This is a genomic window from Pinirhizobacter soli, from assembly GCF_015905305.1.
Classification (GTDB): Bacteria; Pseudomonadota; Gammaproteobacteria; order Xanthomonadales; family Rhodanobacteraceae; genus Pinirhizobacter; species Pinirhizobacter soli.
The window spans coordinates 1,722,088-1,742,774 of record NZ_JADZLQ010000001.1; the positions used below are offsets into that span (position 1 = coordinate 1,722,088).

Annotated in this window: 20 protein-coding genes; 3 read left to right on the forward strand and 17 right to left on the reverse strand. The window is 64.2% G+C overall.

Translation table 11 applies throughout. From position 1 onward, the window contains the following. Positions 1–82 precede the first annotated feature (82 nt). Entirely contained in the window at positions 83–511 is a 429-nt protein-coding gene (locus NDK18_RS07485; protein ID WP_250627436.1) for a putative toxin-antitoxin system toxin component, PIN family, read from the reverse strand. A gap of 84 nt (positions 512–595) precedes the next feature. Here NDK18_RS07485 and msrB point away from each other — a divergent pair, with 84 nt between their 5' ends. Then, the gene (gene msrB, locus NDK18_RS07490; RefSeq protein WP_250627437.1) at positions 596–1,192 is read left to right on the forward strand and encodes a peptide-methionine (R)-S-oxide reductase MsrB; all 597 of its coding nucleotides are present in this window, start codon (positions 596–598) and stop codon (positions 1,190–1,192) included. A gap of 573 nt (positions 1,193–1,765) precedes the next feature. Here the strand turns inward: msrB and NDK18_RS07495 are convergent. The 12 genes from NDK18_RS07495 to NDK18_RS07550 form a co-directional block, all read right to left on the reverse strand. Then, positions 1,766–4,102: a carboxy terminal-processing peptidase gene (locus NDK18_RS07495; protein WP_250627438.1), complete on the reverse strand. Its 2,337-nt coding sequence runs from the start codon at positions 4,100–4,102 to the stop codon at positions 1,766–1,768. Between the two features lie 30 nt (positions 4,103–4,132). Beyond that, positions 4,133–5,131, reverse strand: coding sequence for a lipoyl synthase (gene lipA / locus NDK18_RS07500; protein ID WP_250624908.1), 999 nt, complete (start codon positions 5,129–5,131; stop codon positions 4,133–4,135). 16 nt (positions 5,132–5,147) lie between these two features. Then, positions 5,148–5,816, reverse strand: a complete 669-nt coding sequence (gene lipB / locus NDK18_RS07505; protein WP_250627439.1) for a lipoyl(octanoyl) transferase LipB — start codon at positions 5,814–5,816, stop codon at positions 5,148–5,150. 71 nt (positions 5,817–5,887) lie between these two features. Beyond that, positions 5,888–6,172 carry a DUF493 family protein gene (locus tag NDK18_RS07510; RefSeq protein WP_250624906.1) on the reverse strand — a complete coding sequence of 95 codons (285 nt, stop codon included), beginning with the start codon at positions 6,170–6,172 and terminating at the stop codon, positions 5,888–5,890. A 14-nt stretch (positions 6,173–6,186) separates the two neighbouring features. Beyond that, the gene (locus NDK18_RS07515; protein ID WP_250624905.1) at positions 6,187–7,401 is read right to left on the reverse strand and encodes a D-alanyl-D-alanine carboxypeptidase family protein; all 1,215 of its coding nucleotides are present in this window, start codon (positions 7,399–7,401) and stop codon (positions 6,187–6,189) included. A gap of 58 nt (positions 7,402–7,459) precedes the next feature. Beyond that, positions 7,460–8,716, reverse strand: coding sequence for a septal ring lytic transglycosylase RlpA family protein (locus tag NDK18_RS07520; RefSeq protein WP_250627440.1), 1,257 nt, complete (start codon positions 8,714–8,716; stop codon positions 7,460–7,462). Further along, positions 8,713–9,705: a lytic murein transglycosylase B gene (mltB, locus tag NDK18_RS07525; RefSeq protein ID WP_425502736.1), complete on the reverse strand. Its 993-nt coding sequence runs from the start codon at positions 9,703–9,705 to the stop codon at positions 8,713–8,715. The genes NDK18_RS07520 and mltB overlap by 4 nt, the downstream gene beginning before the upstream one ends. A 78-nt stretch (positions 9,706–9,783) precedes the next feature. Continuing rightward, complete coding sequence (gene rodA, locus NDK18_RS07530) at positions 9,784–10,899, reverse strand: rod shape-determining protein RodA (RefSeq protein WP_250624903.1); 1,116 nt, start codon at positions 10,897–10,899, stop codon at positions 9,784–9,786. Beyond that, positions 10,896–12,878 (reverse strand): penicillin-binding protein 2, encoded by a 1,983-nt coding sequence (gene mrdA / locus NDK18_RS07535; protein ID WP_250627441.1) that lies wholly within the window; start codon positions 12,876–12,878, stop codon positions 10,896–10,898. Before mrdA ends, rodA begins: the two co-directional genes overlap by 4 nt. Next, on the reverse strand, positions 12,875–13,366 hold the full coding sequence (gene mreD / locus NDK18_RS07540) for a rod shape-determining protein MreD (RefSeq protein ID WP_250627442.1): 492 nt from the start codon (positions 13,364–13,366) through the stop codon (positions 12,875–12,877). Before mreD ends, mrdA begins: the two co-directional genes overlap by 4 nt. After that, positions 13,363–14,355 carry a rod shape-determining protein MreC gene (gene mreC, locus NDK18_RS07545; RefSeq protein WP_250624900.1) on the reverse strand — a complete coding sequence of 331 codons (993 nt, stop codon included), beginning with the start codon at positions 14,353–14,355 and terminating at the stop codon, positions 13,363–13,365. The genes mreD and mreC overlap by 4 nt, the downstream gene beginning before the upstream one ends. A 101-nt stretch (positions 14,356–14,456) precedes the next feature. Beyond that, a complete protein-coding gene (locus tag NDK18_RS07550; RefSeq protein WP_250624899.1) occupies positions 14,457–15,503 on the reverse strand; it encodes a rod shape-determining protein in 1,047 nt (348 codons plus the stop codon). 248 nt (positions 15,504–15,751) lie between these two features. On the opposite strand from NDK18_RS07550, the gene NDK18_RS07555 reads away from it, so the two are divergent. After that, positions 15,752–16,687 (forward strand): carbohydrate kinase family protein, encoded by a 936-nt coding sequence (locus NDK18_RS07555; protein WP_250627443.1) that lies wholly within the window; start codon positions 15,752–15,754, stop codon positions 16,685–16,687. 10 nt (positions 16,688–16,697) lie between these two features. Here the strand turns inward: NDK18_RS07555 and NDK18_RS07560 are convergent, their stop codons facing one another. Continuing rightward, the gene (locus NDK18_RS07560) at positions 16,698–17,957 is read right to left on the reverse strand and encodes an SGNH/GDSL hydrolase family protein (RefSeq protein ID WP_250627444.1); all 1,260 of its coding nucleotides are present in this window, start codon (positions 17,955–17,957) and stop codon (positions 16,698–16,700) included. A 396-nt stretch (positions 17,958–18,353) separates the two neighbouring features. On the opposite strand from NDK18_RS07560, the gene NDK18_RS07565 reads away from it, so the two are divergent. Continuing rightward, positions 18,354–18,896, forward strand: a complete 543-nt coding sequence (locus tag NDK18_RS07565) for a hypothetical protein (protein ID WP_250627445.1) — start codon at positions 18,354–18,356, stop codon at positions 18,894–18,896. A gap of 84 nt (positions 18,897–18,980) precedes the next feature. Here NDK18_RS07565 and NDK18_RS07570 read toward each other — a convergent pair whose 3' ends face one another. The 3 genes from NDK18_RS07570 to NDK18_RS07580 all read right to left on the reverse strand — a co-directional run bounded on the left by NDK18_RS07570 (position 18,981) and on the right by NDK18_RS07580 (position 20,676). Continuing rightward, a complete protein-coding gene (locus NDK18_RS07570; RefSeq protein WP_250624895.1) occupies positions 18,981–19,436 on the reverse strand; it encodes a PA2169 family four-helix-bundle protein in 456 nt (151 codons plus the stop codon). Between the two features lie 121 nt (positions 19,437–19,557). Next, positions 19,558–20,382, reverse strand: coding sequence for an SDR family NAD(P)-dependent oxidoreductase (locus NDK18_RS07575; protein ID WP_250624894.1), 825 nt, complete (start codon positions 20,380–20,382; stop codon positions 19,558–19,560). A gap of 54 nt (positions 20,383–20,436) precedes the next feature. Next, positions 20,437–20,676 (reverse strand): hypothetical protein, encoded by a 240-nt coding sequence (locus tag NDK18_RS07580; RefSeq protein ID WP_250624893.1) that lies wholly within the window; start codon positions 20,674–20,676, stop codon positions 20,437–20,439. Between the last annotated feature and the right edge of the window lie 11 nt (positions 20,677–20,687).

Below are 20,687 nucleotides of genomic sequence, written 5' to 3' on the forward strand. Positions count from 1 at the left end.
GCGTTACGACAATGGTCCGCTAGCCATACAAGATTGGTGCCAAAGACTTTTTCCCCCGCATTTGACCCGGTCGAAAGTCCCTCTAGGGTTGCCACGCTTCCGGCAACACGATGGCAAACCACGGACAGCGCGAAGCCAGGCGCAACAACTCGTTGTCCTTGGTTACCAGCGCCCCCGCACCCGCCCCCAGGGCCACTTCCAGGAACATCTGGTCATCGGGATCACGGCAGCGAGGCAACGCTACACCGTCTTTTTCCTCCAGGTCCGGAAACGACAGATGGGCATCGTAGGCCGCCATCGCCTGCTGACGCCCCGCGTCGGTGATCGGCAGATCCGGGTAGGTAAGTACCCGCAGCCACTCAGCATGGCAATCGGCCCGCGACACCGCCTGCACCCGGCCCTCCGTCAGCGCCTGGGCCAGGGCCTGGCAGCGCGGATCGCGGAAAAAGAACAGGTCCAGGCAAACATTGGTGTCCAGCACCACGCGCGGCGGGAGTGGTTGAGCGCTCATGGCAGCAGGCTGAACGAAGCCAGCGCTCTACGCAATGACTTCACCCCTCCGGCGGTCTCCTTGTCAGCAAACCGGAGAACACCCATGCCAACCACCACCCGCCGCCGCTTCCTCGGCGTCGCTGCCGCCCTCGCCGCCGTGGGCATCCTGCCCGCCGGCCGCCTGCTGGCCGACGCCCTGGCGCCCACCCAGGGCCCGTCAGGCGCCCCGCCCACCGGTAACGTCACCCTGGATTGCTTCGGCGCCGACAAGAAGCCCCTCGGCACCTGCGTCGAGCCGAAAGTGGTGATGACCGACGAAGCATGGAAGGCAAAACTCTCCCCGCTCTCCTGGCAAGTCACCCGCCACGAAGGCACCGAGCGCGCCTACACCGGCCCCGGCTGGGACCGCCACGACAACGGCCTGTACCGCTGCATCTGCTGCGACACCGCCCTGTTCGACTCAGCCACCAAGTTCGACTCAGGCACCGGCTGGCCCAGCTTCTGGCAGCCGCTATCCAAACGCAACGTCGTGCAAAGCAGCGACACCAGCCTGTTCGAAGAACGCACCGCCGTATCGTGCGCACGCTGCGATGCTCACCTAGGCCATGTGTTCGATGACGGCCCGCGACCGACGGGCCTGCGTTACTGCATGAACGCCGTGGCGATGAAGTTCGTGGCGGTTGGTGCCGCAGCGGGTTAGCGGGCTCGGCTTCGCCATCGCGTCGGTGCGAGCGAAGAAACTGAATACGGCAAGCTGAAGTAGCTCAGGTCATTTATCGCGAAGCGATGATGACCTGAGCGAGGGTGCAAAGACCGGTGTGTTCATCCGCCCAGTCCGTTCCGCGGACGCAACTCACGCACCAGCAACTCACAAAAACGCACGCGCCAAAATCGCCCTTCGCGTTCCGTGCTCTTCGCCCTTCACCCTTCGCCCTTCGCTCTCCTCCCAAACCATCGAGACGTGTGAGGAGCCTCCGCCGGCCGCCTTCACCGCGACTTCTGCAGCCGAGCACAGTCGGGCGGACAAGGCCGCGCAGCGGTGCCGGCCATGGATGGCCGGTATTTTTCGCTGAGGCAGGATGCCGATTCGAAAAACCCCGCCCGACTGTGCGGTCTTGACGGGGCGAAGCCACAAGACACGAGCCGCGCAGCGGCTCTCCTTTCCCGTCAGGACGGCGAAGCCAGTCGCGGTGAGGGCGGCCGGCGGAGGCTCCTCACCGCGATGGCGCAGCCGAGCGCCCATCGCGATGGCGAAGCCGAGCCGTCAAAACCCTCAGTGCGGATTCTGCGCAGTAGGCGTCGGCGGCACCGGAGCGTCGGTGTTCATGCCCTTGCCCGCGTACGGCAGCACCGTAGCGGCCAGGCGCGTGTCGGCTTTGATCAGCTGGACTTCGTCGGCCACGATGTGGGCGGTTTCGTCGAGCTGCGGGTCCTTGGCTTTCTTGGCGTCTTTTTCGGCCTGCAGTTCGCTCTTCAGGCTGCGCTCGTTGGCTTGCAGGCCGTCGTCGCCGGTGTCGGCCGGATCGTCGTCGTCGCTGCCCTTGCCCGTGGCAATGTCGCCCGGCTTGCCAGTGCCGCCGTCGAGGGCCTTGTGGCGGGCGCGGAAGTCCGCCTGCATGGCGTCCATCTGCTTGCGTTCCACTTCGCGCTGGGCGTAGTTGAGCGAGACTTCGGTCTTGTCGCGGGCCTTGCGGTAGGCGGCGAGCTCGTCGAGCATCAGCTTCCAGCCTGGCGACTTGGCCGTGCGCGCGTCGTGCCTGGCCTGCAGTGGTGCCACCAGGGGCTTCAGGTCGGCTACGGCTTTGTAGTTGGCCGGTGCGATCTGCGTCCAGGGCAGTGCGTTGTCGTAGGTGGACTCGCCAAAATCCTTTGCGTCGCCATTCTGCGGGAACTGGATTTCCGGCGTAACGCCGCGCAGCTGCGTGCTGCCGCCGTTGATGCGGAAGAACTGGGCGATGGTCATCTTCAGCTCGCCGTACTTGGCCGACTCCGATGCCTGGCCGAAACGGTCCAGATCCACCAGGTTCTGCACGGTGCCCTTGCCGAACGTCGGCTCACCGATGATCAGGCCACGGCCGTAGTCCTGGATCGCGGCGGCGAAGATCTCCGACGCCGACGCCGAGCCACGGTTCACCAGCACGGCTAGCGGGCCGTCCCAGCTCATGCCCACCTGGTCGTCACCCTGCACTTCCACCTGGCCGCGCGCGTCGCGCACCTGCACCACCGGGCCCTGGTCGATGAACAGGCCCGTGAGCTCATTGGCCTCGGACAGCGAACCGCCGCCGTTGTTGCGCAGGTCCACCACCACGGCCTCGACCTTCTCGGCCTTCAGCTCACCCAGCAGCTTGGCAACGTCGCGGGTGGCGCTCTTGAAATTGTTGTCGCCTTCGCGGCGTGCGCCGAAGTCCTGATAGAACGTGGGAAGGTCGATCACGCCGACCTTGTGGTCGACGTCGCCGTCCTTCCACTCCACGATCTTCTTCTTCGCCGCCTGCTCTTCCATGGTCACTTTCTTGCGCACCAGCGTGATCTGCTTGTGCTTGCCGTCCATGCCCACATCGGCGGGCAGGATCTCCAGCCGCACGGTGGTGTCCTTCTTGCCGCGGATCAGCTTCACCACATCGTCCTGGCGCCAGCCCACCACATCCACCATGGGGCCGGTGGTGCCCTGGCCGATGGCAACGATGCGGTCGCCCACCGAGACCTGGCCAGACTTCGCCGCCGGGCCTGCCGGGACGAGCTCACGGATCATGGTGTAGTCGTCGCGACCCTGCAGCACCGCGCCGATGCCCTCGAGCGAGAGCTTCATGGCGATGTCGAAATTCTCCGCCGCACGGGGACCGAGGTAATCGGTATGCGGGTCGGTGGATTCGGCATAAGCCGTCATGAAGGTCTGGAAGGCGTCTTCCTGGTCAAGCTGGCGTACGCGGTCGATGTAGTTCGCATAGCGCTTGTCGAGCGTCTTGCGGATTTCATCGTCGGACTTGCCGGCGAGCTTGAGGCGCATCCAGTCGTTCATGGTGCGTCGGCGCCACAGATCATCCAGCTCGGCCTGATCCTTGGGCCAGGCGGCCTTCTTGCGGTCGTAGTTGTATGTTTCGTTGCCGGCGAAGTCGAAACCCTTCTTCAGCAGGCCGCGTGCATAGTTCATGCGGTCGAGCGCGCGCGTGAGGTACAGGTTGAACACGCTGAAGGGCGCGGAGAGATCCTGGTTCCAGACCGCATCGTCGAACTGCGTCTTCATCGGTTCGAACTTGGTCATGTCCTCCTGGGTGAAGAACACCTTTTCGCTGTCCAGCGAATCGAAGTAGGCCTTGTAGATCTTCGCCGACATGGCGTCGTCGAGCGGCTGAGCCTGGTAGTGGAAACGCGTCAGGAAGCGCGCCGACAACTGGGCGGCCTGGGCTTCGGTGGGATTCCACTTCAGCGGAAGCTCCGAAACCTTGCGCTTGGCCACCGGCGAGGTGGCGGCCTCGGAGGCGTCCTGTTGCTGATTCGCAGCCGGTGCCTGGGCGGCGGGCGCACTGGCCTTCGCCGGGGCGGCGGCCTGGGCATGGAGGCCGGCAGCGGACAATGCCAGCAGCAGGGCGAACGCGGGGCGGAGTGTCATATCAGTGGATTCGCCTGGAGTTGCGTGTGTTTATTCGACGACGCCGGCGGCGTGCGCCTGCAGGTCGGCATGGTAGGAAGAACGCACCAGCGGTCCGGACGCGACATGGTCGAAACCCATCGCCTCGCCCGCCACGCGCAGTGCTTCGAATTCGTCCGGCGTCCAGTAGCGGACCACCGGATGGTGATGCGCCGTTGGCTGCAGGTACTGGCCTATGGTGATCATGTTGACGTCATGGGCGCGTAGATCGCTCATGGTCTGCAGCACCTGCTCGTGGGTTTCGCCCAGGCCCAGCATGATGCCGGACTTAGTCGGCACATCCGGATGCTGCGCCTTGAACTGCTTGAGCAAATCCAGCGACCACTGGTAGTCGGCACCCGGGCGCACCTCGCGGTAGAGGTGGGGCACGGTTTCCAGGTTGTGGTTGAACACATCCGGCGGGTATTCCTTGAGCACTTCCAGCGCGCGCTCCATGCGGCCCTTGCCACGGAAATCCGGGGTGAGGATCTCGATGCGGATGTCGGGGCTGGCATGGCGCGTGGCACGGATGCAGGCGGCGAAATGCGAGGCGCCGCCGTCGCGCAGGTCGTCGCGGTCGACCGAGGTGATCACCACGTAGCGCAGGCGCATGTCGGCGATGGTCTGGGCCAGGCGCGCCGGCTCCAGCGGATCGGGCGGCTGCGGGCGGCCATGGGCGACATCGCAGAACGAGCAACGGCGGGTGCAAACCTCGCCGAGGATCATGAAGGTGGCCGTGCCCTTGGAGAAGCACTCATGGATGTTCGGGCAGGAGGCTTCCTCGCACACGGTGACCAGCGAGTTTTCGCGCAGGCGCGCCTTCAGCTGCTGCACCGCGTTGCCCTGCGGCAAGCGCACGCGGATCCAGCTGGGCTTGCGCAAGGTGGGAACGGTGCTATCGAAACCCGCGCGATTGAGCGCGATCTTGTCGTTGCCGAGCATTTTCTCGCCAGGCTTGTCGACAACCGCGATGGGAATGGACTTCAAGGGGGACGTGGACACTTGGCTCATGGCTGCTCTAGGGCTTTCAGACCGCGACGCGGGCCGGGAGTTCGGGGAGGTGGGGATCGGCTTGCACGGGGCGGAAATCGAACTGCCGGCAGAATTCCTCTACCAGGGTATTTTCCACTTCCGCGAGGGACGACGGTCCGCCCAAGTCTAGCACCTGCGTGACCTCCAAGCCCTTGTAGCCGCAGGGGTTGATGCGGTGGTACGGGGAAAGATCCATGTTCACGTTGAAGGCCAGGCCATGGAAGCTGCAGCCCCGGCGCACGCGCAGGCCCAGGGCGGCCACCTTGGCCCCGGCCACGTACACCCCTGGGGCACCCTCCACCCGTTCGGCCACGATGTTCCAGTGGCCCATGGTGTCGATGATGGCCTGCTCGATACGGTTCACCAGTTCCCGCACGCCCACGCCTGAGCGGCGCAGGTCTACCATCGGGTAGGCCACGATCTGGCCCGGTCCGTGGTAGGTGACCTGTCCACCGCGGTCCACCGGAACCACCGGAATATCACCCGGGGCAAGGACGTGTTCCATTTTGCCAGCCTGGCCAAGGGTAAATACCGGATCGTGCTCAAGCAGCCACAGTTCGTCCGGGGTGTCCTCGGTACGGTTGTCGGTGAAGGCGCTCATCGCCTTCCAGCTGGCCTCGTACGGGACGCGGCCGAGCCGGCGGATATTCAGAGGAAGGGACATGGCAGGCCGGGAATCAAATGCAATGCCGGCAATCTGCGGGTTCGGGGCCGCGTTCGCAAGCCCCGCGACGGCTAGAGAGTGAAGCGGATTTCGTCGTGGGCCCGCAGCACCTCATGGGCCTTGTCGTAATCCTCGCGGGTCCGGCACAGGAACCGGATGGTCACCGAGGTGTAGGTGCCGCCGCTGGATTGGCGCGAGGAAACGGTTTCATGCAGCACTTCGAGCCCCACGCCCTGGAGCAGTTCAGGGACCAGCGTTTCCAGATGGGCAGCGGCGTTGCCCATCGCGGTGATCTCGAACTCGCCGGGGAACTGGAAGCCCTGCCCCTCGGCCGGCTGGATATCGTTGATCTGCATCGCCTGCCCTCCGCTTATTTCTTGTCGCTATGGAACCACAACATGATGGTGTCCCACAGCCGTGAGAAGAACCCGCCTTCGGGCGCATCTTCCAGGGCCACCAGCGGGGTGCTGGACACCGGCTGGCCGTCGAGCGTGATGCGCAGCGTGCCCACCTGCTGGCCCTTCTTGAACGGGGCTATCAGGGTAGCGGGGACGTCCATGTCGGCCTTGAGTTTGTCGTAGTCGCCGCGCTTGACGGTCACCAGCACATCGGCCTCCACGCCCAGCGGAATGGAGTTTTCAGCGCCCTTCCAGAGCTTCGGCGTCGCCAGCGGCTTGGCGTGGTCGTACAGCTTGTGCGACTCGTAGAAGCGGAAGCCGTAGTTCATCAGCGCCAGGGCTGCATCGGCGCGGCCTTTCTCGCTGCTGGCGCCCATGACGATGGCGATCATGCGTGAGTCGCCCACTTTCGACGAGGCCGCCAGGCAATAACCGGCAGCCGCGGTATGGCCGGTCTTGATGCCGTCGACGTTGTTGTCGCGCCACAGCAGCAGGTTGCGGTTGTGCTGTTTGATGCCGTTCCACTCGAACTCCTTGACCGCGGAAATCGCGTAGTCCTCGGGGAAATCGTGGATCAGCGCGCGGGACAGGATGGCGATGTCACGGGCCGTGGTGTAGTGGTTGGCGATCGGGTAGCCGGATGCATTCTGGAACTGCGAGTGCGTCATGCCGATCTGCTTGGCGTACGCGTTCATCAGGTTGGCGAACGCCGTTTCCGAGCCCGCGGTGTGCTCGGCCAGGGCAATGGCGGCATCGTTGCCCGACTGGATGATCATGCCGTAGAGCAGGTCTTTGAGGTTCACCTGGCTGTTGAGCTTGAGGAAGCTGGTGGAGCCGTCGGTACCCGCGCCACCGCCGCGCCAGGCGTTCTCGCTGATGTTGACCTGGTCGTTCATGTGGATCTTGCCGTTGGCAATTTCCGCCGACACCACGTAGTCGGTCATCACCTTGGTGATCGAGGCGGGCTCGACCTGCACGTCCGGATCCTTCGAGGCCAGGACCTGCCCGGTGTTGTAGTCCATCAGCACCCAGCTCTTGCCGTCCACTTCCGGTGGCGGCGGCACCGGCGCCTCGGGTACCACCGGCCGCGGCACGGGCACCGGCCGCGGTGGCGCGGTCTGGGCGGCAGTGGCGGCGACAGCAAGGGTGGCTACGAGGGCGAGCAGCGAACGGGGTGCAAATTTCATCGTTAGGTTGTGTCCGGTAAGGTCTTCAAAGTGGTGCCATGGCCTTGAGGCCAAGCGCTCAGTCTACCGCGACCGAGGGTCGGGGCAGGCCCAGGCCTGCGATCTGGTCGGTCACGCGGTCGGCGGTGTCCACGTCCGCCAGCGGTCCCACGCGCACCCGGCGCACACTGCGGCCATTGATATCGGCCTGAATGATGCTCACGGGCCCGAGGCCGGCTTTGTCCAGCTGGTCGGCCACGCGCGAGGCATTGGCAAGATCGGAAAAAGCGCCCACTTGCAGGTAGATTTTCGGTTTGGGGTTGACGGTTGGGACCGCGGGCGGCGCCGAGGGTTCCGGCGGCAACGCCGAAGCGATGCTGGCCGAGGCAATATCGCCCGCTGACGGGGCGGTGACCGGGCGCATCGGTGGCGGAACGATGGCAGCGCTGGCGGCGCCACTGGGACTAGAGGTGGCTTGCGGCTGGAAGGCGATGCGCGAACTGGCTGGTGGCGGCGTAGTCGCAGCCCCAGCCGGGCGCGATACGGCGCCAGCGCCGGCTGGGCCGGCAACAACCATCGGCGATGGTCGCGCGGGCATTGGCACCGGAACAGGACGCGAAGGCGGCGACGAAGCTGCTCCCGAGGACACCAGCGTGCCGGGGGCATCGGGGTGGTCCGGATCGATCGATCGCACTTCGACCAATCCCGTGCCCTTGGGCCAGACACCGATCTTCACGGCGGCGGCATAGGAAAGATCGATGATGCGGTTCTCGTGGAACGGACCGCGGTCGTTGATCCGCACCACCACCGACTTGCCGTTCTCCAGGTTGGTCACCCGGGCATAGCTCGGTAGCGGCAATGTCTTGTGTGCCGCGGTGAACTGGTACATATCGTAGTCCTCGAAGTTCGAGGTCTTGTACCCGTGGAATTTCGAACCGTAGAACGAGGCAATGCCGCGCTCGTCGTAGCCGCTGGCATTGGGCAGCACCGTGTAGGACTTGCCCAGCACGCTGTACGGACTCTTGTTGCCGTAGAGCGAGCGCGGTTCATTGCGCGGAGTGGGCTCTACCAGCTTGCTGACGTCGAGGTTGTCGTTGGGAACGCTATCGTTGTCCACACCGTAGCGCGAACCCTGCGGACGGCTGGTGTCGTCGTTGACCCCGCCCCGGCGCCCGGGCGCACCACCCACATTGGGACGCGATGTCGATCCCTTCGACGGCTTCGTCTTCGAACCGCCACAAGCAGCCAGCAGCAGCACCAGGCCTGCGACCACGCACAGCATGGCCAGCCGGCGCCATGGCCTCTTCTGGGGAGCGGTTCGGCGCGCGGCACTCATTGCAGAACGGTGGATCCACGCACTTGCATCGCGATGGCCTGCGCCAGCTGGTTTACCGCCATGGCATAAAGCGGGCTGCGGTTGTATTTGGTGATCACCAGGAAGTTATTGAAGGTGAACCAGTATTCATCGCCCGTGGGTCCGTCCAGGCGCACCACGGTCGCCTGGCGGCCCGGGTCGGTGTGCTGCAACGGCGCAAAACCCCAGGCCATGAATTGCTCCAGGCTCCAGCGCGGCACGAAATCGTTGATCTCGGGGAGCTCCGGCGCGTTATCCGGTTGCGCGCGGATGGCCACCGGGTCGCCAGCCTCCCAGCCGTGCTTGACGAAATAGTTGGCTACGCTTGCCAGGATATCGGGCAGCGAATTACGCATGTCGATATGCCCGTTGCCATCGGCATCCACGCCCCAGTCGCGGATCGAGGTGGGCATGAACTGGCCCCAGCCCTGGGCTCCAGCATAGGAACCCACCAGGGTATCGATGGGGCCGGCAAGGTGGTTGTCCGGCAGCATCAGCAGTGCTTTCAGCTGCTCGCGGAAGAAAGGCGCCCGCTTGGGGTAATAAAACGCCAGCGTGACCAGCGCATCGATCACCTTGTACTTGCCCAGCACCTTGCCGTAGCTCGTTTCGACGCCAACGATGGCCACGATAATTTCCGGCGCCACGCCATACTTGCGCGCGGTGTCGTCCACCAGGGCCCGGTTGGCGCGGTAGAACGCCACGCCCTCGCCGATGCGCTTGTCGGTCATGAAGATCGGACGGTAATCGCGCCAGGGCTTGGCCTCGGCCGGCCGGTTCATCGCATCGATGATGCTTTGCTGCATCTTCGCCTTGTCCAGGATGGCGGTGAGCGCCTTGGGGCTCTTGCCGGTGGCCTTGGCCACCTCGCGCACCAATGCCGCTTCGCCAGGATGGGTTTCAGCGCGGGCGACGCCGAACGGCAACGCGCACGCTGCCAGGCAGAAACACAACATCAGCGACTTGAACATGCTTTTCAGGGTAACCAATCCGATGCGTCATTGCCGCTGCATGATTGCAGGTGGACACGCATGCCGTCACCCCCGCATCTAACTATGAGTTTTCTGGTTGGCGTGGATCGACATCAATACGCCAAAGCCGGTGAGCAGCGACACCGCCGAGGTGCCGCCGTAGCTCACCAGCGGCATCGGCACGCCCACCACCGGCAGCATGCCGGCCACCATGCCGCCGTTGACGAATACGTAGACGAAGAAGCTCATGGCGATCGCGCCGGCGAGCAGGCGCGAGTAGGTATCGCGTGCGTTCATGGCAATCCACAGGCAGCGGCCGATGATGAACGCATACAGCAGGACGATGCCGATCACCCCGACCAGGCCGAATTCCTCGGAGAACACGGCGAAGATGAAGTCGGTGGTGTGCTCGGGCAGGAATTCCAGCCGCGACTGCGTGCCTTGCTGCCAGCCCTTGCCGAACACTCCGCCTGAACCCACCGCGATCTGCGACTGGATGATGTGCCAGCCGTTGCCCAGGGGATCGGATTCGGGGTCCAACAATGTACGCACGCGATTGCGCTGGTATTCGTGCAGGAAATGCCAGGCCACCGGGATCACCGCGCCGACGGCGCCCACCAGCACGCCGATGCGCCACCAGGCCATGCCCGACAGGAACAGCGCGAAGGCACCGGCGGCAACCACCAGCAGCGCCGTGCCCAGGTCCGGTTGCTCGGCGATCAGGGCGGCCGGAATGGCAATCAGCATGCCCACCACCACGATGTCCTTCCACGAAGGCGGCAGCTGCCGTGGATGCAGGTACCAGGCCACCATCATCGGCATGGTGAGCTTCAACAATTCCGATGGCTGGAAGCGCATGACGCCCAGGTCCAGCCAGCGATAGGCGCCCCTGCCCTCGCCCAGCACCGCGACAACCATCAGCAGGCACGTGCTTCCCACGTAGAGCCAGGGCGTCCACGAGCGCAGCACCGGCGGCGGGATGCGCGAAATCACCAGGATCAGCAAGCCGCCCAGCCCGAAGCGGGCGGCTTGCCCGACCACCAGGCCCATGTTGCCGCCGCCGGCACTGTAGAGGGTTGCCAGCCCCACGCCGCCAAGCACGATAAGCGCGCCGATCAGCGGAAGATCCACGCGCGGCCGGCGCAGCACCCGCCGCGCGAAGCGCTGCATGCGGATGGCGAAGGTATCGATCATGGCGTGTCCTCGGTACTGGCGGCGTCCGCTGGCGCCAGCTCGCTGGGGTCCGCCGGCTCTTGCGTCGGCGGCGGCACGGCAGGCGCTGGCGGCGGCAGCGCGCTGGATGCGGGAGGCGCGGGGCGCTCGCCGCCCTCATCGACTACCCACTGGTCCAGCAGCTTGCGCGCGATCGGGCCGGAATCCTTCGCGCCCCATGCACCGGCTTCCAGGATCACCGCCACGGCGATCTTCGGATCTTCCGCCGGCGTGAAGGCGATGAACAGGGCTCGATGCCGGGTGGCGAGGTACGCGGTGCTCTTGCGGGTGTCGTAGGCGTTGGTGGTACGGGAAAAACGCTCGGCGGTGCCCGATTTACCGGCAATCACGTAGGGAAAGCCAATCCCCAGGCCCTTGCCCGTGCCCACGCCGTTGATCACCGCCGTCATGCCCTGATTGATCACGTCCCAATTGGCGGTTTTGGTGATGACCGAGGGACCGCTGGAGCTCCACGGCACATCCAAGGGTTGGGCATCCACGCCATCCTGCGTGCGCATCAACAGGTGTGGCGTGTAGGGAACCCCCTTGCCGGCGACGGTGGCCGTGGCATGTGCCAGCTGCAGTGCGGTGACGGCCCAGTAACCCTGGCCGATGCCGGAAATGATGGTTTCGCCCGGGTACCAGCCGGCCTTGCTCCGCGTGGCCTTCCATTCGCGCGAGGGCAGCACGCCGGGCACTTCGCCAACCAGATCAATGCCGGTTTTCTCGCCAAAACTGAACTTGCGCAGGAAGGTGGAGAACCGGTCGATGCCCAGGTCCAGCGCCAGCCGGTAGAAGTAGGTATTGGTCGACAGCTCAATGGCACGCACCATGTTCACCGTGCCGTCGCCGCCCTGCTTGTCGTCGCGGTAGCAGCGCGACTGCCCCGGAATACAGAATTCGCCCGTGGACAACACCGTGTCACCCGGGCGCCTGACACCATATTCCAGGCCCGCCAGGGCCACGAAGGGCTTCACCGTGGAGCCGGGCGGATACACGCCTCGCAGCGCGCGGTTGTACAGGGGTTTGTCTTCCGAGGTCATCAGCGAGTGGTAATCCTGGCCGCTGATGCCGTTGACGAAGAGGTTCGGGTCGAAGCTGGGCACGCTGACGAAGGCCAGCACCTGGCCATTGCGCGGATCGATCGCCACGGCGGCGCCCAGGCGGCCGTTGAAGGCATCCTCGGCCGCCTTTTGCAGGCGTACGTCAATGGAAAGATAGAGGTTCTTGCCCGGCGTGGGCGCGTGGGTTTCCAGCACCTGCTGCACGCGGCCATCGGCATTCACTTCAACCAGCTCATAGCCTGGTGTGCCGTGAAGCAGGTCTTCGTAGCTGCGTTCGATGCCGATCCGGCCCACGTGGGTGGTGCCCTTGTAGCGCGTGGGATCGAGCCGGGCCACGTCGTCGGCATCGATCCGGCTGACGTAACCCACCACGTGCGCCATATGCGCACCCAGCGGATAACGCCGGGTAAGGTAAGGCACGATTTCCACGCCCGGGAACCGCCACTGGTTGATGGCGAAGCGGGCGATCTCGTCCTCGGTCATCTTCAGTTTCAATGGCACGCCGTCGAAGCGGCGGCCTTGCTTGACCTGCTTGCGGAAGGTCTCGATGTCTTCGTCGCTCAAGGGCACCACCGAACCGATGGTGGCGAGCATCTTGTCCATGTCCGGCACTTGGTCGGGCGTGGCTTCCAGGCGGAATGCCGGTACGTTGTCGGCCAGCAAAACGCCGTTGCGGTCGTAGATCAAACCGCGCGCCGGCGGGATCGGCCGGGGCTTGATGGAGTTCTGCTGAGAGCGCAGGGCAAATTCGTCGTGGCGCTGCACCTGCAACACCACATAGCGACCGACCAGGGCGACCAGACCGATCAGGATCAGGAAAAACCCGGCGAAGGCGCGCCGGCGGAAGAGGTCGGCCTCGCCGCGGCTTTCCTTGAATGCGGTGCGTCCGAGTTTCATGCCTCGTGGATGCGCAGGCGCGCGCGCAGGTCGTCGAGGATCAGGAACACGAAGGGCCAGAACGCCGCGCCTACGAACGGCGACAGCCAATAAGCCGCCGGCGGCATGGGTTCACCACCCAATACCCGGACCAGGAACAACAGCACGCGGTCGTTCATCAACAGGCCCAGCACCGCCAGGGTCTGTTGCCACATGGGGAAGAAGCGCAACCGCGAGCGGAAGCGCAACGCAATGAAGACCAGTGCTGTCAGCCGCAGGGCCTGTTCGCCCAGCAGTACGCCGTCGAAGATGTCGGCCCCCACGCCCACGCAGAAGGCCAGGCCCAGGGTGACGCGGTCGGATGACTCCAGCGACCAGTACAGCAGGAACAGCGCCGGCCAATAGGGCTTGAGCGGCTGGATCGGTGCCGGCAACGGGATCAGCATCAACAGCAGCGACACCACCAGGGTGCCGGCAAACCAGAGACCGCGGACGCGCGCGCGACTCATTGCGCACCTCCGCTGGTGCTCGCCCGGGCGGGCGCAGTTGTGCGGGCTGGCGTGCGGGTTGTAGCCGGGGCAGCCGGGGCGTCAACGGGACTTGCCAGGGCAGCGGGCGGTCCGGCCACGGAGGCCGCTGGCGGCGGGCCTACGGGTTCAGCAAGGTCGTGCAGCAGCAGCACATCATCGCTTCGTGCGACGTCGGCGGCGGGTTTCGCCTTGGCTGCCAGGAACATGCCCGATTCGGTCTGCCCCGACTCGGTGATCTCGCCCACCGGGAAACCCGGCGGGAAACGGCCGCCCAGGCCCGAGGTGACCAGCTTGTCGCCCACGCGGACATCGGCCGATACCGGGATGTTCGGCAGGGAGAGTGCGTCCCCGCCCTGCGCGCCATAGGCCACCGTGCGCAGACCCGTGCGTTCGATGGTCACGGGCACCGCATGATTGGGATCGGTAATCAGCATGGCCGTGGACGTGGTGGGCATCACTTCGATCACCTGCCCCATCACACCGCGGGCGTCGATCACGACCTGGCCCACCGACACCCCATCGCGCGCGCCCAGGTTCAGCGTGACCCGGTGGCGGTAGGCGCCCAGATCCACATCGATCAGGCGCGCCAGCTGCACCGTAATCCCCAGGCTGTGCTGCGTGTCGAGCAGTTCCTTCAGGCGCTCATTCTGTTCGGCCACCGAAGCCATGCGGTTGAGCTTGGCGTTGGCCAGCAGCAGGTTTTCGCGCAAGCGCTGGTTGGCCTCGGTCAGCAGCTTGCGGTCGGCGAAGGCCACGGATGCCGTACGGAACGCATCGGAGGGCAGCGAAGCGAGCCGGTAGACCGGCTCGATGATCGCCGAACCGCCGTAGCGAAGCCGGCTCATCCAGCCGTTGCGGTGGTCAAGCACCATCAGCACGCAGGCCAGCGCCATATACACGATCAGTCGCAGCGTGCCCGCGACGGAGGGCGAGAATAGCGGGGACGAGCCGTCGCGGTTTAGGGCCATGGAGCTGCTTTAAGTCTTCAGGTAGGGGCGGGCGGGCCCGCGAAACATTGGCCTGGAGGGTGCCAGCCTTACGCGCAAGCTCCTACAACGGAAAGGATTTTTTACTCTGGAGCGAAGAAATCGCTGCCGTGCTGGTCGATCAGTTCCAGCGCCTTGCCACCACCCCGGGCGACACAGGTAAGAGGCTCGTCCGCCACCTGCACGTGCAGGCCGGTTTCTTCCGATATCAGGCGGTCCAGGTCGCGCAGCAGGGCGCCGCCGCCGGTCAGCACGATGCCGCGCTCAGCGACGTCCGAGCACAGTTCCGGCGGGGTCTGCTCAAGCGCGCTCTTCACCGCGGCAACGATGCCTGACAGCGGCTCGTGCAGCGCCTCGAGCACCTCGTTGGAGTTGATCGTGAACATGCGGGGCACGCCTTCGGCGAGGTTCCGGCCGGAGATCTCGATTTCGCGGACTTCGCTTTGCGGGAAGGCGCAGCCGATTTCCAGCTTGATGCGCTCGGCAGTGGATTCGCCGATCAGGGTGCCGTGGTTGCGGCGCACGTAGTTGATGATGGCCTCGTCGAAACGATCGCCACCCACGCGCACAGACTGCGAATAAACGATGCCATTCAAGGAGATGACAGCGACTTCCGAGGTGCCGCCGCCGATATCGAGCACCATCGAGCCACGCGCCTCGTGCACCGGGATACCGGCGCCGATGGCGGCCGCCATGGGCTCTTCGATCAGGAAGACATCACGCGCGCCGGCACCTTCGGCCGATTCCTTGATCGCGCGGCGCTCTACCTGGGTGGAACCACAGGGCACGCAAACCAGCACGCGGGGGCTGGGGCGCAGCAGGCGCGAGCGGTGCACCTGCTTGATGAAGTGCTGCAGCATGGCCTCGGTCATGGTGAAGTCGGCGATCACGCCGTCCTTCATCGGGCGCACGGTGGCGATATTGCCCGGCGTGCGACCCAGCATGCGCTTTGCATCGGTACCCACCGCGGCAATCGTACGCGGACCGCCCGGACCGCGGTCCTGGCGGATGGCGACCACCGAGGGTTCGTTCAGCACGATACCCTGGCCGCGCACATAAATGAGCGTATTGGCCGTACCCAGGTCGATGGAAATATCGTTGGAAAAGATGCCGCGAAACTTCTTGAACATGAGACCTGGGGCTGCCGGAAGAGGAAAAAGTCAACGCGTCATGGTAGTGACGCCCCCCCGCCCACGCAAGGGCGCTTTCGTTAAGAAAGCCTTGTTGAACCGAAGGATGCGCGCGATTCCTGCCATGGCACGTCGCCGGCCCCCAGGCCCGGCGGATCGTCACGGGGCCAGTCTTTTAGTACCATCTGGACCCTTTGCGCCCCGGCAGCGGGCCGGCGCGCCCGGACAACCCGTGGGGTAGCAGCAACATGTCAGCCGTGATTTGTGGATCCCTGGCGTACGACACCATCATGGTGTTCCCCGACCAGTTCAAGAACCACATCCTGCCGGACAAGGTTCACATCTTGAATGTGTCTTTCCTTGTGCCGCAGATGCGCCGCGAATTCGGCGGGTGTGCAGGCAACATTGCCTACAACCTGAAGTTGCTCGGCGGCAACCCGTTGCCGATGGCAACGGTGGGTCAGGACTTCGCGCCCTATCGCGATCACCTGCAGAAGTTCGGCATCCCGCTCGAGGGCGTGCGCGAGTTTTTCGATCAGTTCACGCCCCAGTGTTTCATCACCACGGACCTGGACAACAACCAGATCACCGCCTTCCATCCCGGCGCGATGTCCAGCGCGCACCACAACCATGTGGGCGACGTAAAGGACTGCGAGTTCGGCATCGTGGCACCGGACGGCCGCGAGGCCATGCTGCAGCACACGGCTGATTTCGCCGCGCGAGGCGTGCCTTTCATCTTCGATCCGGGCCAGGCCATGCCGTTGTTCAACGGCGAGGAATTCCGCACCATGATCGAACAGGCGACCTACGTGATCGTCAACGATTACGAGTCGCAGCTGTTGCAACAGCGCACCGGCTGGAGCGCCGACGATATCGCTTCGCGCGTGAAGGCCTACATCATTACGCTCGGTCCGCGCGGTTCGTTGATCCACACCGATGGCCAGGTGATCGAGATTCCGCCTGCGCGCGAACGCCAGGTGGTCGATCCCACCGGTTGCGGCGATGCTTACCGCGCGGGCCTGATCTTCGGCATCATGAAGGGCTGGGAGTGGAAGACCATCGGCCGCATGGCATCGTTGATGGGTGCGTTGAAGGTGGAACACCCGGGCACGCAGAACCAGCACTTCACCTATGACGAATTCGCCGCTGCATTCGAGGAACAGTTTGGCTACAAGCTGGGCTGAGCCGCTGGATTTACCTTATACGTGAGGCGATGAAGTCCGCCATCGCCTCACCCAGCACGGCATGAACGCGGCGGGTGGGGTGCAATCGATCCCAGAAAAGATAGGTATCGGCGGTTTTGCATGCCGATGCCACAGCATGCCACCCCGCATACACGAGAGGGCCCTGCCCCGGAATATCCAGGCAACTGTCCTTGACGTTGTCGAAGCCGTAGTCCGCGGGGTTTTCAAGGGCTGCCGCAAAGTGCGAATAGGTGTCGAAGATATCGACGCGCGATGGACCTGACAGTCGCTCGCGCAGCATTTCAAGGCCCCTGTTGAACGCCAACACCTGACTACGCACAGTTGTTTCGCGCGAGCTGCCGCGCACCTCCGGTGCTAGCGAAATATCGGGCAGGTTCATCAGTACGATGTGTTCAGCACCATCGTCAAGCAGCTTGCGCGCGGCGAATTCGACGCTGGCAAGCACCTCGTCGGCCTGCTTGCCGTAGTTGATGAAATCGTTACCGCCGATAAGGATGGCATAGACGTTGCGGTTGTCATCCACGTTGCGGCCCTTGGCGCGTAGCTGGCGCCAGGTGTCCACCTGCTGGACGATACCGGGAATCAATACATTGCCATCCGCGGCGGCGGCGCCGAAGGCGAAGTTCATCAGATCCAGCCCGGTCAGCCTTGATGTGATTTCCGGCCACACCTTCCCGTTGCTGAATCGACCGGCCGACCAGCTCTTCGCGTGCGGGACCAGGCGCAAGCTGCGGTTCCACGCATTGAGCGTATCGCTAAGGCTGTCGCCGAAAACGATTATCCGGGTGATGCCTGGCGGTGCCTGCGGCGTGTCGTTCGTCCAGATGTTGTAGTCATAGGAAAAAATCGTGTCGGCCGCGGTGGCCGCCATGAATTCACCCTTTCCCTCACGGCGAAGGGTGTCACGACACTGCCCGGCCATGGTGGCCTGCGAGGTGTCGGTAAAGAACAGGTTGGCTGCCTCGAGCGATGGGTAGGCCCAGTGGCCTTTCAGCGAAAAATATTGGCCGGCGGGTGTGCGTGCCCACGTCCAGCCCGTCTCCGGAAGATTGGCGTGGACGTTTACGCGATAGTGGCAACGCACGTAGGTGCTGGTGTCCGCACCAAGGGCAAACGGCGGCGCGAGGGATTCCGGCGAGGCAACGACTTCGAGCGATGCGGGCCCGGCCTCGGGCGATTTGGTCCCGGCTTCGATCGGCGTGGCGGTGGTGGCGACGAGGGCCACGAGGAATCCAACGATGTGCTTCATGGCGAATTCTCCGGTCAGAACCCGCACCTTGCTCGTCGCGACGAAGCGTGTCCGTCAGGCGCGGCGTCAATCACCGTCGTCATCTGCGTGGTTGTCGTGTCGGATGATTTCCCGGTCGACAATTGACAGACGAGATGACATGCATGACCTAGGCTTGCCGAATCCCCGCAAGGTAGTTGCCGCATGCCAAATACTCACGCTAGTTCAACCTCAGGCCTGAACGCTCGATGTTTTAAACTTCCGGCGGAAAGCTTGTATCCGACGACAACCGCAGGGTTTCAAGGCAGCTGCAGCAGGATATCAAGCGTCGTCGAAAGGATAGCGGGTGCGGGAAACGTACCCAGGGGGCTTACGACCGACGCAAACTCGGGTACACGACACTGCGCAGGACACACCATGGCCACCCTGCCTCAGCCAGTGCTCGGCAATGGATGGACCGTGCGAGGGGCGCCGTTTCCGACCGGCGCGCATCCCGGAACTCGCGCCCGCGGTGATCACGTGCGACCGGTGCTGCTTGCTCTATCGGTCGCATGCTCGGATTACTGGCGTCAATCGCTGGGCGGTCGCGCCCTCTGCGTGCGCCATGACGACGGAAGGATCGCGTGCAGGATAAGCCCCGCGACAGACGGTGGCGTGGCCATGCTCGCGTCGGATGCCGTCATCCAGCTGACGGGCGACGGACCGGAACCCTATAGCAGCCTGCTGCGCTGGACGTTGGAAAACAGTTACCAGGTTGAGCCCTTCTGCTCAGCGGCAGTTCAAGCCGCACAGTTGGCCGTACCCTCTTTGGCAAATTGGTCGGCCGAAACCTTCCACGCCGACATGGCTCGCCACGAAAAAGCGCTGAATGAGTCGATGGTGACGTGGATCTACCATCATCATGACTACCTTGAACAGGTCGCAGCGCAGATGATGCGCGCCGGACCAGCCGTGACCTAGAGCTCAATATCGAAGAATGCCAGGGAAAGCGCGCTTTCCCTGGCATCGAAACACAGCGCGATCGGCGTAGGCGCCGCGCCTGGATCAGCTCTTGTTATGCATCGCGTGCTTGAGGTCGCGCATCTGGTCGTGACCCTGGCGCACCGAAGCGTAGGCTTCGTTGATAACGGTGAGCGTGGACGGCGACACCTCCTTGTCCTTCAACGCGCTCTCGAACTTCGCCTTGATGTGGTCTTCACCGCGCTCCACTTCATCCACCACCGCGGTATCGCCGGAGCTCAAACTCTTGCGCAGGTTCACGAAGAGGCGATGGGCCGAGGCCAGTACGGTCCCGTCGTCATCAGGCTTGCCGCCCAACGTGCGTACCTGGCGCTGCAGCACGCCGGCCACCTGGCGGCGCTCACCTGCACGGCTCTGGAACAGTGACGTGAAGCGTGTGCTCTGGGTGTCCTTGGCGGCTTCCGCGTAGCCTTCGGCGCTGTCGATGGTGGTCTCGATCAGGCCATTGAGAATTTTCACATCGTGGTCATTCGTGCTCATCAGTCTTGTTCCTTCGTCTGGCGTGGAAACCGCCTTGGGCGGCAGGTATCGACCAGACTAGGCAAGCGTCGTAGCAAATAGCGTGAAGGCCGTGCGTGCATGGCCTTGACTAATCTAACCGCTAGGGATGAGTGGCTGTTCCCTGAATACGAAAATCGGCGGACCGGCGTCCGACCATTCGCAGGGCCATGCGGTCGGGAAGAATCTTGAACGCAATCTTGATCATGTGGTTGACCCAGCCATTGACGTAGACCGCATCCCCATGGCCGACCGCCGCCAGCGATTGCCGTACCACGGTATCGGCGTCCATCCACAACCAGCGCGGCAACCGCGACACCAGCGACCGGGACCCGGTAACGTCATGGAACTCGCTATGAGTGAGACCGGGGCACACCGCCGTGACATGCACGCCAGCGGGGAGATTTTCCAGCGACAGTGACTGCGAGAACTTGATCAGGTATGCCTTGGCTGCGGCATAAAGGGATTGGCCCGCTGTTCCCGGCATGAGCCCCGCCAACGAAGCCACGTTGATGATGTAGCCATAGCCACGCGCACGCATCGCCGGCAGCAGCCGATGCGCAAGCTCAGTGGGAGCGGTGACCATGACCTGCAGAAATTGCGCATGCGTGCTCCAGGGCACGGCATCGAAATGTCCCGGAACGCCATAGCCCGCGTTGTTCACCAACATGTCTATGCACAGATTCCGTCGTGCCAACTCGGCCAACAGCTGCGCAGGTGCCTCGGGATCGGCAAGATCCAGGGCAATGACCTGGACATCGACGTGGTGGCGCTGGCTTAACTCTTCGGCCAGCACCTGAAGCCGGTCCGCGCGCCGCGCGGTCAGTACCAGGCGATAGCCACACGACGCCAGCTGGCGCGCAAAAGCCTCGCCGATGCCTGCCGAGGCTCCCGTGACCAGGGCCCGGCGTGGGTTTGCGTCGTCCATGCGCTCCTCTCTCGTTGCAACCGTCGCCTTGATAGCACGCGGAGCGCCGGGTAGCTAGAGTTCGTAGTCGAGCGGCGGGAGGCCGCTTTCCTCTTCGTCCGCGCCCATGATCATGGCCACCATCTTGTCGCGCAGGATGCGGCGGACGGTATCGCCTACAAAATCCTGCGACCCGGGTTCTTCAGGCTCGATCTCGGGCTCCCCAGCCTCCGCGTGGACAAGGCGATCGCTGAGAGGGACCACCGTGTCGGGGTTCTGGCTCGACAGGCCTGGGTTTACAGCAGTGATGTGCATGGTTTTTTCCG

Bases quoted from the DNA above. Each gene is read 5' to 3' on its own strand.
- NDK18_RS07575 (WP_250624894.1), bottom strand. From the start codon at position 20,382: ATGGACGACGCAAACCCACGCCGGGCCCTGGTCACGGGAGCCTCGGCA.
- NDK18_RS07510 (WP_250624906.1), bottom strand. From the start codon at position 6,172: ATGCAGATCAACGATATCCAGCCGGCCGAGGGGCAGGGCTTCCAGTTC.
- NDK18_RS07565 (WP_250627445.1), top strand. From the start codon at position 18,354: ATGGCCACCCTGCCTCAGCCAGTGCTCGGCAATGGATGGACCGTGCGA.
- NDK18_RS07570 (WP_250624895.1), bottom strand. From the start codon at position 19,436: ATGAGCACGAATGACCACGATGTGAAAATTCTCAATGGCCTGATCGAG.
- NDK18_RS07495 (WP_250627438.1), bottom strand. From the start codon at position 4,102: ATGACACTCCGCCCCGCGTTCGCCCTGCTGCTGGCATTGTCCGCTGCC.
- NDK18_RS07515 (WP_250624905.1), bottom strand. From the start codon at position 7,401: ATGAAATTTGCACCCCGTTCGCTGCTCGCCCTCGTAGCCACCCTTGCT.
- NDK18_RS07485 (WP_250627436.1), bottom strand. From the start codon at position 511: ATGAGCGCTCAACCACTCCCGCCGCGCGTGGTGCTGGACACCAATGTT.
- lipA (WP_250624908.1), bottom strand. From the start codon at position 5,131: ATGAGCCAAGTGTCCACGTCCCCCTTGAAGTCCATTCCCATCGCGGTT.
- mrdA (WP_250627441.1), bottom strand. From the start codon at position 12,878: ATGAAACTCGGACGCACCGCATTCAAGGAAAGCCGCGGCGAGGCCGAC.
- msrB (WP_250627437.1), top strand. From the start codon at position 596: ATGCCAACCACCACCCGCCGCCGCTTCCTCGGCGTCGCTGCCGCCCTC.
- NDK18_RS07560 (WP_250627444.1), bottom strand. From the start codon at position 17,957: ATGAAGCACATCGTTGGATTCCTCGTGGCCCTCGTCGCCACCACCGCC.
- NDK18_RS07555 (WP_250627443.1), top strand. From the start codon at position 15,752: ATGTCAGCCGTGATTTGTGGATCCCTGGCGTACGACACCATCATGGTG.
- mreC (WP_250624900.1), bottom strand. From the start codon at position 14,355: ATGGCCCTAAACCGCGACGGCTCGTCCCCGCTATTCTCGCCCTCCGTC.
- NDK18_RS07580 (WP_250624893.1), bottom strand. From the start codon at position 20,676: ATGCACATCACTGCTGTAAACCCAGGCCTGTCGAGCCAGAACCCCGAC.
- rodA (WP_250624903.1), bottom strand. From the start codon at position 10,899: ATGATCGATACCTTCGCCATCCGCATGCAGCGCTTCGCGCGGCGGGTG.
- lipB (WP_250627439.1), bottom strand. From the start codon at position 5,816: ATGTCCCTTCCTCTGAATATCCGCCGGCTCGGCCGCGTCCCGTACGAG.
- mltB (WP_425502736.1), bottom strand. From the start codon at position 9,705: ATGTTCAAGTCGCTGATGTTGTGTTTCTGCCTGGCAGCGTGCGCGTTG.
- NDK18_RS07550 (WP_250624899.1), bottom strand. From the start codon at position 15,503: ATGTTCAAGAAGTTTCGCGGCATCTTTTCCAACGATATTTCCATCGAC.
- mreD (WP_250627442.1), bottom strand. From the start codon at position 13,366: ATGAGTCGCGCGCGCGTCCGCGGTCTCTGGTTTGCCGGCACCCTGGTG.
- NDK18_RS07520 (WP_250627440.1), bottom strand. From the start codon at position 8,716: ATGAGTGCCGCGCGCCGAACCGCTCCCCAGAAGAGGCCATGGCGCCGG.